General features: G+C 61.0%; 9 protein-coding genes and 6 tRNA genes. 12 read left to right on the top strand and 3 right to left on the bottom strand.

Annotation, left to right across the window (positions count from 1 at the left end):
* Positions 1 to 26: 26 nt before the first annotated feature.
* Complete coding sequence (gene mutS, locus Aeroheme_RS18290; protein ID WP_411166322.1) at positions 27 to 2,597, bottom strand: DNA mismatch repair protein MutS; 2,571 nt, start codon at positions 2,595 to 2,597, stop codon at positions 27 to 29.
* A gap of 270 nt (positions 2,598 to 2,867) precedes the next feature.
* Positions 2,868 to 3,275, bottom strand: a complete 408-nt coding sequence (locus tag Aeroheme_RS18285; protein WP_411166321.1) for a Spy/CpxP family protein refolding chaperone — start codon at positions 3,273 to 3,275, stop codon at positions 2,868 to 2,870.
* Between the two features lie 249 nt (positions 3,276 to 3,524).
* On the opposite strand from Aeroheme_RS18285, the gene pncC reads away from it, so the two are divergent.
* From pncC to Aeroheme_RS18225, 12 genes are all read left to right on the top strand, one after another.
* Positions 3,525 to 4,016 carry a nicotinamide-nucleotide amidase gene (pncC, locus tag Aeroheme_RS18280; protein WP_106887795.1) on the top strand — a complete coding sequence of 164 codons (492 nt, stop codon included), beginning with the start codon at positions 3,525 to 3,527 and terminating at the stop codon, positions 4,014 to 4,016.
* An 80-nt stretch (positions 4,017 to 4,096) separates the two neighbouring features.
* On the top strand, positions 4,097 to 5,158 hold the full coding sequence (gene recA, locus Aeroheme_RS18275; protein ID WP_106885048.1) for a recombinase RecA: 1,062 nt from the start codon (positions 4,097 to 4,099) through the stop codon (positions 5,156 to 5,158).
* Between the two features lie 40 nt (positions 5,159 to 5,198).
* Positions 5,199 to 5,699: a regulatory protein RecX gene (locus Aeroheme_RS18270; protein ID WP_163135674.1), complete on the top strand. Its 501-nt coding sequence runs from the start codon at positions 5,199 to 5,201 to the stop codon at positions 5,697 to 5,699.
* A gap of 276 nt (positions 5,700 to 5,975) precedes the next feature.
* Entirely contained in the window at positions 5,976 to 8,600 is a 2,625-nt protein-coding gene (alaS, locus tag Aeroheme_RS18265; protein WP_307765342.1) for an alanine--tRNA ligase, read from the top strand.
* A 16-nt stretch (positions 8,601 to 8,616) separates the two neighbouring features.
* A complete protein-coding gene (locus tag Aeroheme_RS18260; RefSeq protein WP_139744991.1) occupies positions 8,617 to 9,864 on the top strand; it encodes an aspartate kinase in 1,248 nt (415 codons plus the stop codon).
* A gap of 93 nt (positions 9,865 to 9,957) precedes the next feature.
* Positions 9,958 to 10,146, top strand: coding sequence for a carbon storage regulator CsrA (gene csrA / locus Aeroheme_RS18255; RefSeq protein WP_005315760.1), 189 nt, complete (start codon positions 9,958 to 9,960; stop codon positions 10,144 to 10,146).
* A 213-nt stretch (positions 10,147 to 10,359) separates the two neighbouring features.
* A tRNA-Ser gene (locus tag Aeroheme_RS18250) sits at positions 10,360 to 10,452 on the top strand.
* Positions 10,453 to 10,455: 3 nt separating this feature from the next.
* Positions 10,456 to 10,532 (top strand) — tRNA-Arg (locus Aeroheme_RS18245).
* 98 nt (positions 10,533 to 10,630) lie between these two features.
* Positions 10,631 to 10,707, top strand: a tRNA-Arg gene (locus Aeroheme_RS18240).
* 26 nt (positions 10,708 to 10,733) lie between these two features.
* Positions 10,734 to 10,810: transfer RNA gene (locus Aeroheme_RS18235), tRNA-Arg, on the top strand.
* Positions 10,811 to 10,836: 26 nt separating this feature from the next.
* Positions 10,837 to 10,913, top strand: a tRNA-Arg gene (locus Aeroheme_RS18230).
* 25 nt (positions 10,914 to 10,938) lie between these two features.
* Positions 10,939 to 11,015, top strand: a tRNA-Arg gene (locus Aeroheme_RS18225).
* Between the two features lie 380 nt (positions 11,016 to 11,395).
* Here the strand turns inward: Aeroheme_RS18225 and Aeroheme_RS18220 are convergent.
* Positions 11,396 to 12,615, bottom strand: a protein-coding gene (locus tag Aeroheme_RS18220) for an IS3 family transposase (protein WP_411166122.1) whose coding sequence is annotated in 2 segments (ribosomal slippage) — positions 11,396 to 12,267 and positions 12,267 to 12,615 — 1,221 coding nt in all. Because the reading frame shifts where the segments join, the coding sequence is not laid out codon by codon here.
* Between the last annotated feature and the right edge of the window lie 74 nt (positions 12,616 to 12,689).

Here is a 12,689-nt window from a genome sequence, read left to right as displayed (position 1 = left end):
TCATTGCCTGTGTCCCGGTGTTGCCGTCAGAGCATCTGCTTGAGGCGATAGAGTAGGTCCAGCGCCTGACGGGGGCTCAGCTCGTCCGGGCGCACCGCTGCCAGCTCTTCCACCACAGGATGGGGTTGTGGGGCCAGGGTCACCGGGGCCGGGCGGCTTTCACCGGCTGCGACCGGAGTGGCGCTTTCCAGCTCGTGCAGTTTGTGACGGGCCTGATGGATCACCGATTTTGGCACCCCCGCCAGCGCAGCCACTTGCAGACCGTAGGAGCGGCTGGCCGCCCCTTCCTGCACCGCATGCATAAAGGCGATGGTGTCACCGTGCTCGACTGCGTCCAGATGGACGTTGGCCAGCCCCGCCATCAGCTCCGGCAGCCGGGTCAGCTCGAAGTAGTGGGTGGCGAACAGGGTGTAGGCGCCGATCTTGCTCGCCAGCTGTTCGGCGCAGGCCCAGGCGAGCGAGAGGCCGTCGTAGGTGCTGGTGCCGCGGCCAATCTCGTCCATCAACACCAGACTGCGGGCGGTGGCGTTGTTGAGGATATTGGCGGTTTCGGTCATCTCCACCATAAAGGTGGAGCGGCCGGAGGCCAGATCATCTGACGCCCCGATCCGGGTGAAGATACGATCTATGGGGCCGATGCGGGCGCTGTCGGCAGGCACGAAGGCACCGATATGAGCCAGCAGCACGATCAGCGCGGTCTGACGCATGTAGGTAGATTTACCCCCCATGTTGGGGCCCGTGATGATCAGCATCCGGCGATCCCGCTCCAGCCGGATGGGGTTGGCGATAAAGGGATCGCTCATCACCTGTTCAACGACCGGATGGCGGCCCGCCTCGATCAGGATCTGATCCTCATCGATCAAGGTGGGGCAGCGGTAGTCGAGGGTCTCGGCCCGCTCCGCCAGATTGGCCAGCACGTCCAGCTCCGCCAGCGCGGCAGCGGACTCCTGCAGATCGCCGAGGTGGGGCAGCAGGGCGTCGAGCAGCTCTTCGTAGAGCCGCTTCTCCAGCGCCAGCGCCTGAGCCTGGGCGGTGAGCACCTTGTCCTCGTATTTCTTCAGCTCATCGATGATGTAACGTTCATTGTTCTTGAGCGTCTGACGGCGGATGTAGTGAGCCGGCACCAGATGGCTGTTGGCGCGGCTCACCTCGATATAGAAGCCGTGCACCTTGTTGTAACCCACCTTGAGGGTGTTGATGCCGGTCAGCAGCTTCTCCCGCTCCTCGATGCGGGCGAGGCTGGCGGTGGCGCCGTTGGCCAGATCCCGCAGCTCGTCCAGCTCCTGGTTAAAGCCGTCACGGATGACGCCACCATCGCGGATCAGCACAGGTGGTACTTCCATCACGGCGCGCTCCAGCAGGTCGAGCAGCTCGGGGAAGGTGCTGGCGCGCTCGGCCAGCTGCTGCACCGCTTCGTGCTCGTTATCCGCCAGCAGGCGCTGCAACTCGGGCTGCTGGGCGAATGCCTGACGCAGGCGGGTGAGGTCGCGCGGGCGGGCCGAGCGCAGGGCGAGACGGGCCAGCACCCGCTCCACATCCCCCACCTGACGCAGCAGGTTGCCCAGCTCGTCGTAGAGGTTCTGCTCGATGAGCTCCTTGATGGTGCTCTGGCGGCCTTTGAGGATCACCCGATCGCGGATCGGCTGGTGGATCCAGCGCTTGAGCAACCGGCTGCCCATGGGGGTGGCGGTGCGATCCAGCACATCGCTCAGGGTATTCTCATAGCCCCCCGCCAGGTTCTGGGTCAGCTCCAGATTGCGGCGGGTGGCGGCATCCATGATGACCGCATGATCGGGCTGCTCGAGGCGCACGCTGCGGATATGGGGCAGGGCGGTGCGCTGGGTGTCCTTGACGTACTGCATCAGGCAGCCAGCGGCGCACAGGGCGGTCTCGCTCTGCTCGACCCCAAAGCCCACCAGATCCTGGGTGCCGAACTGCTGGCAGAGCAGCTTGCGGGCTGTGCCCAGCTCAAACTCCCACTCCGGGCGACGGCGCAGGCCGCGGCGACCCTCGACGTGGCGCAGGAACTCGAAGGACTCCGGGTAGAGCAGCTCCGCCGGGTTGGTGCGTTGCAGCTCCGCTAGTAAAGTCTCTTCCTTGTCGAACTGGTTGATGAAGAAGCGGCCTGAGCCTATGTCCATGGTGCCGTAGCCGAAGCGGCGGCCATCGTGGTAGACGGCGGCGATCAGGTTGTCCTGTCGCTCCGAGAGCAGCGCCTCGTCGGATACTGTGCCCGGGGTGATGATGCGAATGACCTTGCGCTCCACCGGCCCCTTGCTGGTGGCGGGATCCCCCACCTGCTCGCAGATGGCGGCGGATTCACCGAGCTGCACCAGCTTGGCCAGATAGCCCTCGATGGCGTGATAGGGGACGCCCGCCATGGGAATGGGGCTGCCCGCGGACTGGCCGCGCTTGGTCAGGGAGATGTCGAGCAGTTGGGACGCCTTGCGGGCATCGTCATAGAACAGCTCGTAGAAGTCGCCCATCCGGTAGAACAGCAGGATCTCCGGGTTCTCGGCCTTGAGGCCAAGATACTGCTGCATCATGGGGGTGTGGGCGCTCAGGTTGGCGCTGGTGGCTTGGTGCTGTGCTGTCATGTTCTATTCCAGAAGGTGCTCTTGCGGGCAAGCGTCTGCCGTAATGGGTCTGAATCTGGTGGCCATTCTACATGCTCGGGCCGAGATGGTGAGGGGTTATCTCGCTTTGGGGAAGGCAGTCCTGAGGTTTCAGGGGCCGGGTGGCGTTGGCAGGCCGTCACCGGGATCAGAAGCGAAGAGGGGCGGGGGTGCGAGGCGTGGAGGGGGGGGAGGGGCAAGATCCCCGCCATCAGCGCGGGGATTTGGCGTCACAGAAACGGGAGCCGTCTCTCAATACATGGCTTCGTTGCCACTGAGCATCTCGTGCAGCTTGGTTTTCTGCTCCGGGGTCAGCACCTTGCTGACTTCGAACAGGTAATGGGCACGGTAGTAGCGGGCCTCGGCCTGCACGCTGCTGATGGTCTGCAGCTGCTTCTTGGCGGCCGCCTCGTCCCACTTGCCGGTCTTGATCATGTTGATGATGACGTCCTGACCGATGGCGTCGAGCTTGACCGAACCGAGTTCCTTGGCCGCCTTCTCACGCAGGCTCTTGATCTGCTCAACCTGTGCGTTGGAGAGGTTCAGCTCTTGCGCCAGGGTGGTTTCGCTCTGCAGCTCGGGGGCGCTCTCGGCAGCGAAGGTGTTGGTGGCAAAACAGATCGCCAGGGCAGTCATGGCGACTTTAAATTGATGCTTCATCTGCTTTCTCCAGTATCCAAAAAGATAGAAACCGCATAGATGGCGGTGCCTGCTGATTATAGGAAGCCCCCATGTACTGGAGCTTAAGCGTTGGCGACTTGCCGCTGTGGCGCATTTGCGTCTAATGTCCGGCAGGGCCATGCCGGTCGGTCGCTGACGCAGCCGGCCCCGGGTCGGTTGCTCGCGATTCGGGGCGACTGCATAATGACCCCCATGTTTCCCCCGCAAGGGGCCAGAGAGGGCATGATGATGGGGCTTGAGGCAGAGATCGACCGTTTATCCCGGGAGCTCGGCGAGGCATTGCAGGCTCGAGGCTGGTTCGCCGCCACGGCGGAGTCCTGTACCGGGGGCGGCGTTGCCACGGCCATCACGGATATTGCGGGCAGCTCAGGCTGGTTCGATCGCGGCTTTGTCACCTACACCAACGAGGCCAAGCAGCAGATGCTGGGGGTGAGCATCGACAGCCTGCTGCGCCATGGCGCCGTCAGCGAGGCCGTGGTGCTGGAGATGGCCAGAGGGGGCCTGGCCCGTTCCGATGCAGGGATCTGCGTTGCCATCAGCGGCATCGCCGGACCCGGTGGCGGCAGTGACGACAAGCCGGTCGGCACCGTCTGGTTCGCCTGGGCGGATCGCACGGGTCGCCATCAATCCCTGCTCGCCCGCTTCGATGGCGACCGCCATCAGGTGCGCCAGCAGGCGGTCAGACAGGCCTTGTCCGGACTGCTGGCCCTGCTCAGATAAATTGGGCTTGATACTGTATGCATAAACAGTATACTTAGCCCAACTTCACTTCTACATCACGATTCCCAGCGGAGATTGGCATGGATCAGAACAAACAGAAGGCACTGGCGGCTGCGCTGGGCCAGATCGAAAAGCAGTTTGGCAAAGGCTCCATCATGCGTCTGGGCGACAGCAAGACCATGGACATCGAAGCCATCTCCACCGGCTCCCTCTCCCTGGACGTGGCGCTGGGCATCGGCGGTCTGCCGTGCGGTCGTATCGTCGAGATCTACGGCCCGGAATCGTCAGGTAAAACCACCCTCACCCTGCAGGTGATCGCGGAAGCCCAGAAGAAAGGCAAGACCTGTGCCTTCGTCGATGCGGAACACGCACTCGATCCTATTTATGCTGCCAAGCTGGGAGTCAACGTCGACGACCTGCTGATCTCCCAGCCGGATACAGGTGAGCAGGCGCTGGAAATCTGCGACATGCTGGTGCGCTCCAACGCCGTTGACGTCATCATCGTCGACTCGGTGGCAGCCCTGACGCCGAAAGCGGAAATCGAAGGCGAGATGGGTGACTCCCACGTCGGCCTGCAGGCCCGCCTGATGTCCCAGGCCCTGCGCAAGCTGACCGCTAACATCAAGAACGCCAACTGCCTGTGCATCTTCATCAACCAGATCCGGATGAAGATCGGCGTCATGTTCGGTAGCCCCGAGACCACCACAGGTGGTAACGCGCTCAAGTTCTACGCCTCCGTCCGTCTGGATATCCGTCGCATCGGCGCCATCAAGGACGGCGACGAAGTGGTCGGTAACGAGACCCGTGTCAAGGTGGTCAAGAACAAGGTGGCCCCGCCCTTCAAGCAGGCCGAGTTCCAGATCTTCTACGGTGCCGGTATCTCCAAAGAGGGCGAGCTGGTTGATCTGGGCGTCAAGCACAAGCTGATCGACAAGGCCGGTGCCTGGTACAGCTACAACGGCGAGAAGATCGGTCAGGGCAAGGCCAACGTGATGAAGTTGTTCGCCGAGAACAAGGTGATGGCTGCCGAGGTGGAAGCCCGCCTGCGTGAGCTGCTGCTCTCCGGTGCCGTGCCGGTCGAGAAGCCGGTGGCCGCGGTCGCCGAAGAGTTTGAAGACGAAAGCGAACAAGAGTTCGAATAAGGAATAAGGAAGGCCGGGTTAATACCCGGCCTTGTCATTTATGGTCGATGAATCCTCCCCCGAACCCGTTGAACTCTCCTTTGAAGAACTGTTTGCCGCCGCCCGCGCCTTTGCCATGCGCAGTCTGGCTCGCCGTGAGAGCGCCGAGTCCGAGCTGGCCAAGCGGCTACGGCTGCAGGGCTTCAATGAAGAGGTGATCGAGGCGGTTGTCGAGTATTGCCGCGGCTACAACTGGGTCAATGACGATCGTTACGGCGCCATGGCGGTGCGGGCCGGTGCGACCAAGGGGCATGGTCCCATCAAGATCCGCTTCGATCTGCGCCGCAAGGGGCTGGACGATATGCAGATAGACGCCGCATTCGATCAGCCGGAGCTGGATTGGTTCGAGCTGGCGTTCGCCCTGCTGGAGCGGCGTGCCAGAGTCGCCGATCTGGGGGATTTCAAGCTGCGGATGAAATGGCTCAAGTACCTGCTTGGGCGGGGCTTTACCCAGGATCAGGCGCGTTACGCCATCTCGGCATTGCAGCAGGGGGAGGAATAAAAGGCCGGTGCTGGGCATGGGCCGTGGCGTGTTCCTGAGATGCGTGCAGATAAGAGAGGGCCTTTTCCCTGTTTTATCCTGTTTCAAATGGCCGCGGCGCCATGATCCGCCACTCAGCCGACTCCCCTTTCGGCCTGCTCCTGTACGGCGTCCTGCCGCTGCCCCGTCCATTGGGGGCTTTTTCACCCGTGACGGGCCCGCGCGTTTTACTTTACCCCGCAGAAAACTTACATTATTGCGATTAAAAGTCCGTATCCGAATCAAGCAGGATTTTCCATGTATATGTCCACGTCAGAGTTACGCGCAGCGTTTCTCGAGTATTTCCGCTCCCAGGGGCACCAGGTTGTCTCCTCCAGCTCGCTGGTGCCGCACAACGATCCGACCTTGCTGTTCACCAACGCAGGGATGAACCAGTTCAAGGACGTGTTCCTTGGCGCAGAGAAGCGTGCCTACAACCGCGCGACCACGGCCCAGCGCTGTGTACGGGCCGGCGGCAAGCACAATGACCTGGAAAACGTCGGCTATACCGCTCGTCACCACACCTTCTTCGAGATGCTGGGCAACTTCAGCTTCGGTGACTACTTCAAGCAGGACGCCATCCGTTTTGCCTGGGAATTCCTGACCGGTACCCTCAAGCTGCCCAAAGAGCGCCTGCTGGTGACCGTCTATGAAACGGACGACGAAGCTTTCAACATCTGGGCAAACGAGATCGGCGTGCCGGTCGAGCGCATAGTGCGCATCGGCGACAACAAGGGTGCCGCCTTTGCCTCAGATAACTTCTGGCAGATGGGTGATACCGGTCCCTGCGGCCCCTGCACCGAGATCTTCTACGACCACGGCGATCACCTCTGGGGTGGCCCTCCCGGCTCACCGGAGGAAGACGGCGACCGTTTCATCGAGATCTGGAACGTGGTCTTCATGCAGTTCAACCGTCAGGCTGACGGCACCATGGAGCCGCTGCCCCGTCCGTCCGTGGACACCGGCATGGGCCTGGAGCGTATCTCCGCCATCATGCAGGGGGTGCACTCCAACTACGAGATCGACATCTTCCAGGCGCTGATCAAGAAGGCCGCCGAGATCGTCGGCACCGAGGATCTGAGCAACCAGTCCCTGCGCGTCATCGCCGACCATATCCGCTCCTGCGCCTTCCTGGTGGCTGACGGCGTCATGCCCTCCAACGAAGGCCGTGGCTATGTGCTGCGTCGCATCATCCGCCGCGCCGTGCGCCACGGTCGCAAGCTGGGTGCCACCGAGATCTTCTTCTACAAGCTGGCCGCCGAGCTGGCGGTGCAGATGAAGGACGTGGCTGCCGAACTCATCGCCCAGTTGCCGCTGGTCGAGCGCGTGCTGCGCATCGAGGAAGAGCAGTTCGTCCGTACCCTGGACAGGGGCCTGCTGCTGCTCGAAGAGGTGCTGGCAAACCTGGGCGATGCCAAGGTCATCCCGGGCGAGGTGGTGTTCAAGCTGTATGACACCTACGGCTTCCCGGCGGACTTGACCGCCGACGTGGTCCGCGAGCGCGAGATCGGTATCGACGAGGAAGGCTTCAAGGCCGAGATGGAGAAGCAGCGCGCCCGTGCGAAGGAGGCCTCCAGCTTCGGCGTGAACTACAACGAGGTGTTGAAACTCGATTTCGAGACCCCATTTACCGGTTACAAGCAGCTGAGCCAAACGACTCAGGTGGTCGGCATCTACAAGGATGCTGTCGAAGTGAGTGGGCTGATCGCCGGTGAAGAAGCGGTGATCGTGCTGGCCGAGACCCCCTTCTACGCCGAATCCGGTGGCCAGGTGGGCGACAGCGGCATTCTGAAAGTGGATGACGGCATCTTCGCCGTGACCGACACCCAGTATGCGGGCAATGCCATCATTCACAAGGGCTATATGGAGCTGGGTACCCTGGAGAAGGGCGCCGAGGTGGAAGCCGTGGTCGACGGGGAGCGCCGTCAGGCCGTGGCCCTCAACCACTCTGTCACTCACCTGCTGCACGCGGCCCTGCGCCAGGCGCTGGGTGATCACGTGACCCAGAAGGGCTCCCTGGTCGGGGCGGAGCGCATGCGCTTCGACTTCTCCCACTTCGAAGGCCTGACCATGGCGACCATTCGCCGAGTCGAGGAGCTGGTCAACGCCCAGATCCGTGCCAACCACGATGTCGTCACCCAGGTGATGGATCTGGAAGCGGCCAAATCCGCTGGCGCCATGGCGCTGTTTGGCGAGAAGTACGAAGACGACGTGCGTGTCGTGCGCATGGGTGATTACTCCACCGAGCTGTGTGGCGGTACTCACGCCAAGCGTACCGGTGACATCGGCTTCTTCAAGATCATCGCCGAGAGCGGTGTTGCCGCCGGGGTGCGCCGCATCGAAGCGGTGACCGGCAAGGGCGCCATTGATTTCATGCACCAGCTGGCAGAGCAGTTTGAAGAAGCTGCGGCCCTGGTGAAAGGGGACCAGTTCTCCATCGGCAGCAAGGTGCGCCAGCTGTTGGACAAGTCCCGGATGATGGAGCGCGAGCTGGAGCAGCTCAAGGCCAAGCTGGCCGCTCAGGCTGGCAGCGACCTGCTGAGCCAGGTCATCGAGATCAAGGGCCAGAAGGTGCTGATCGCGGCGCTGGACGGGGCCGATCCCAAGTCCCTTCGCGGCATGCTGGACGAGCTGAAGAACCGGATGAAGTCCGGTGTCGTACTGCTGGCAACCAGCAGCGAGGACAAGGTCAACCTGATCGCCGGCGTGACCAGCGATCTGACCGCCAAGGTGAAGGCCGGCGAGCTGGTCAACCTGGTGGCCCAGCAGGTGGGTGGCAAGGGCGGTGGTCGTCCTGACATGGCCCAGGCGGGTGGTACCCAGCCTGATGCGGTGCCGGCGGCCCTGCAATCCGTTCACTCCTGGCTGGAAGAGCGCCTGTAAACGGGCGAGGTGATCTGTGGCACTCTATGTACAGAAGTACGGCGGCACCTCGGTCGGCACGCTGGAGCGGATCGAGGCGGTAGCTGATCGTGTTCAGCTGAGCCGCGCCCAGGGGCATGATGTGGTGGTGGTCGTGTCCGCCATGTCGGGCGAAACAAACCGGTTGCTGGGCATGGCCCAGCAGCTGGATCCGGATGCCAACCGGCGCGAGATGGATGTGCTGGTCTCGACCGGTGAACAGGTCACCATAGCGCTGCTGGCCATCGCGTTGAACAAACGGGGTTGTCCTGCGGTCTCAATGACCGGTGATCAGGTTCGTATCCACACCGATTCCGCCCATGGCAAGGCGCGTATCACCCAGATCGACACCGGGCAGGTTCAGGCCGAGCTGGGTGCGGGCAAGGTGGTGGTGATCGCCGGCTTCCAGGGCCGTGATGAACACAACGCCATCACCACCCTGGGGCGAGGTGGTTCGGACACCACGGCGGTTGCCGTGGCGGCGGCCATCAAGGCCGATGAATGCCAGATCTTTACCGATGTGGATGGGGTCTATACCACGGATCCGCGCATCGAGCCCAAGGCACGCCGCCTCTCCACCATCACCTTCGAGGAGATGCTGGAAATGGCGAGTCTGGGGGCCAAGGTGCTGCAGATCCGTTCGGTGGAATTCGCGGGCAAGTACCGCGTACCGCTGCGGGTGCTGTCGAGTTTTGTCGACGGAGAGGGAACCTTAATCACATATGGAGGTGAGAGAATGGAAGCACCCCTGGTATCCGGCATTGCGTTCAATCGCAACGAGGCCAGCCTGACCATTCTGGGTGTGCCGGACAGGCCGACGGTGGCCGCGCAGATCCTGAATCCGATCAGCGACGCCAACATAGATGTCGACATGATAGTGCAGAACACCATGGGGGATGGCACCGCCGACTTCACCTTCACGGTGAATCGCGATGACTATCGCCGGGCTCGCGCCTTGCTGGAGGAGACCGCCACCCTGTTGGGGGCAGCCTGCGTGCAGGGCAACGGGGAGATCGCCAAGGTCTCCATCGTCGGGGTCGGCATGTGGAATCATCCCGGGGTCGCGCGCACCATGTTCAAGGTATTGGGCGAGGAGGGGATCAACATGCAGTTGATCTCCACTTCTGAAATCAAGATATCCGTGGTGATTGACGAGAAGTACCTGGAGCTGGCCGTGCGTTCGTTGCACTCAGCGTTCGGGCTGGATAATGAGCCTCATGAGCAGCCCTTGGGGAACAATCCCTGATTGATTTAGTTTCAACCATTTACCATATCGGTATCTTTGTAAGATAATGGCGCATATCGATATAAATACAAAACAGGATACAGGAGCAAGCGAATGCTTATTTTGACTCGTCGTGTAGGGGAAACCCTGATGATCGGTGACGAAGTGACTGTCACCGTGCTGGGCGTTAAGGGTAACCAGGTTCGTATCGGTGTGAACGCACCCAAAGAGGTCTCCGTACACCGCGAAGAGATCTACATGCGGATACAGGCCGAGAAAGTACCGGGCCAACCGAATTTCTAAGCCATCCCATTGGCAGCTTCAAGGCGACATCTCAGGTGTCGCCTTTTGTTTTTCCGGGCCCTGCAAATCGTCTTGCAGGGCCCGAAAGCAGGGGGTAAGTGTCGATATTGCTTGAATATTCCACGCTTTGACCAAATGCTGAGCGAACACGCTGTTTTCTCCAAAAAAGTGTTTGACTAAAAATCCCTGTGAAGTATTATCAGCCCCGCAAACGGAGAGGTGGCCGAGAGGCTGAAGGCGCTCCCCTGCTAAGGGAGTATGCGGCTTATACCCGCATCGGGGGTTCGAATCCCCCCTTCTCCGCCATTTGCGCCCGTAGCTCAGCTGGATAGAGTACCTGGCTACGAACCAGGTGGTCAGAGGTTCGAATCCTCTCGGGCGCACCATATTCGACTCATGATGAGTCATGTATCGACCGTCAGCAGGTTGGTACGCTAGAAAAGGCTTACTGTTGAGTAAGCTTTTTTTATCGCTTTAAATCAGGGCGCCCGTAGCTCAGCTGGATAGAGTACCTGGCTACGAACCAGGTGGTCAGAGGTTCGAATCCTCTCGGGCGCACCATTTAAAGTGAAATCAACGATTTATGAGCGCCCGTAGCTCAGCTGGATAGAGTACCTGGCTACGAACCAGGTGGTCAGAGGTTCGAATCCTCTCGGGCGCACCATTTTAGGCAGTACCAAACGTTTGTGAGCGCCCGTAGCTCAGCTGGATAGAGTACCTGGCTACGAACCAGGTGGTCAGAGGTTCGAATCCTCTCGGGCGCACCATTTTAGCAGTACCAAAAGTTGATGAGCGCCCGTAGCTCAGCTGGATAGAGTACCTGGCTACGAACCAGGTGGTCAGAGGTTCGAATCCTCTCGGGCGCACCATACAGATAGCCTCGACGTCAGTCGGGGCTGTTTTTTTATGGGCGCTATTCCCCCGGCCGTGGGGCTCTGCTGCCCTGATGGCGGTTGATGTGCCGCCGCATTGAACGACGCTTGCCGTTCCCGCCACATCACTCTCCGTCGTCGTCCTATCTTCTCCCCGATCCCTATCAGGCTCTGCTACTCGGCGTCTTGTCATCCCCGCCCAATGTCACCTCCAGCCACACACAGGCGCTGCTGCAGGCACGCTCTGTGCCCGCGGGCATCACGAGGGCGGCATGGACCCAGGTTCTGGACGTTGAACGCCTTGGCGGCCGGCAGGGGCCTTTGGCGGTGTCTAGTCCTGAAATAGGTTTACACATTTTCGTCTAGCTTCACGTGACTCAGAACCCCCGATGCACCGCATCGGGGGTTCTGTATTTCAAGGCATGATGCGGTCGCTCCAGGTTGTAAATATCCACTGCCTCACGCACCATCTCCCGCGCTTGCGCCAGGTCCTGCGGGCTTTGCAACAACAACTCCCCTTTCAATATCCCGTTCACCCGCTCCGCCAACGCATTCTGGTAACAGTCATAGCCATCCGTCATCGAGCATTTCACCCCGTACCGTTCATGTAATGACTGATACAGCCCAGAGCAATACTGCACGCCGCGGTCCGAGTGATGGATAAGCTCCCCGCCGCCACGCCGTTGCTTCAGTGCTTTCTTGAATGCCATCGCCACCGCCTCGGCGTGCATCCCTTCGTGCACGTGATGACCCACTATCTTGCGTGAGTACGCATCCGTCACCAGGCTCAGGTACAGCGGCCCGCTCCTGGCTGGCAGATAGGTGATGTCGGCGACCCAGACCTGCTCCGGAGCCACCGGCGTGACCTGCTCTGGCCCCGCCTTGAGCAAGTTGGGATGACGGTAGAAACGGTGAAAACTGTGGGTGGTCTTGTGATACGCCCGCCTGGGCTGCACCAGCAGGCGGTGCTCGGCCAATATCTGAAACAGCCTGTCCCGCCCGACCTTGAGCCCGCCATCATCCTGACCTTGAAGCAGATAATGCAGCTTGCGGGTGCCGACCCGTGGCTGGCGTAACCGTACCTGACGCACGAAGCGCACCACCTGCAACCCCTGTGCATGGCGCACGTCTGCAACCCGATTGCGCTTGTAGTAAGCCTGACGGCTTATCCCCAGAAACAGGCAAGCCCTGACGATGGTCAGCCTCTCGACTTGCCGCTGCGAGAGGACTTGCCGGGTCGCTTTTTTACGATGGAGACGCCGTAGTCGTTCTTCAGGACATCGACGACGGCCTCAAAGAACTGGGCCTTCTGGCTCATCAGCGCCAGCTGCTGTTCGAGCTCCTTGATGCGCTGTTCGGGTGTCTGGTTGTCGGGGTCAGGCATGGTGATGCTCCTGCCGGCGCGCACAGAAGCCCCCTGGCTCCAATCTTGCCGACCATGTTTACGCAACCATACCAGAACGGTGGAGCGGCCCTGAATGCCGTATCGGGCTTGTGCCTGCTGGCAGGTGAGCTCGCCTTTTTCAATCTGCTCGACCAGTGCCAGTTTAAAAGTCAGCGAGTAATCGCGCTGTGTCCGTTTCACACCTTGTCCCATCGGGCTCTCCATTTATGTGGGGGAAAGGTGTAAACCATATTCAGGACGGGACACAGGCAACAAAAAAGGATGCC

Source organism: Aeromonas sp. DSM 116730 (genome assembly GCF_046581335.1).
Classification (GTDB): Bacteria; Pseudomonadota; Gammaproteobacteria; order Enterobacterales; family Aeromonadaceae; genus Aeromonas; species Aeromonas rivipollensis.
Note: the sequence above shows the minus strand (reverse complement) of the source record. Positions and strands in the feature narration are given on the sequence as shown.

Coding starts and splice junctions, on each gene's coding strand:
- mutS (WP_411166322.1), bottom strand. CDS start 2,597: ATGACAGCACAGCACCAAGCCACCAGCGCCAACCTGAGCGCCCACACC.
- Aeroheme_RS18285 (WP_411166321.1), bottom strand. CDS start 3,275: ATGAAGCATCAATTTAAAGTCGCCATGACTGCCCTGGCGATCTGTTTT.
- pncC (WP_106887795.1), top strand. CDS start 3,525: ATGGGGCTTGAGGCAGAGATCGACCGTTTATCCCGGGAGCTCGGCGAG.
- recA (WP_106885048.1), top strand. CDS start 4,097: ATGGATCAGAACAAACAGAAGGCACTGGCGGCTGCGCTGGGCCAGATC.
- Aeroheme_RS18270 (WP_163135674.1), top strand. CDS start 5,199: ATGGTCGATGAATCCTCCCCCGAACCCGTTGAACTCTCCTTTGAAGAA.
- alaS (WP_307765342.1), top strand. CDS start 5,976: ATGTATATGTCCACGTCAGAGTTACGCGCAGCGTTTCTCGAGTATTTC.
- csrA (WP_005315760.1), top strand. CDS start 9,958: ATGCTTATTTTGACTCGTCGTGTAGGGGAAACCCTGATGATCGGTGAC.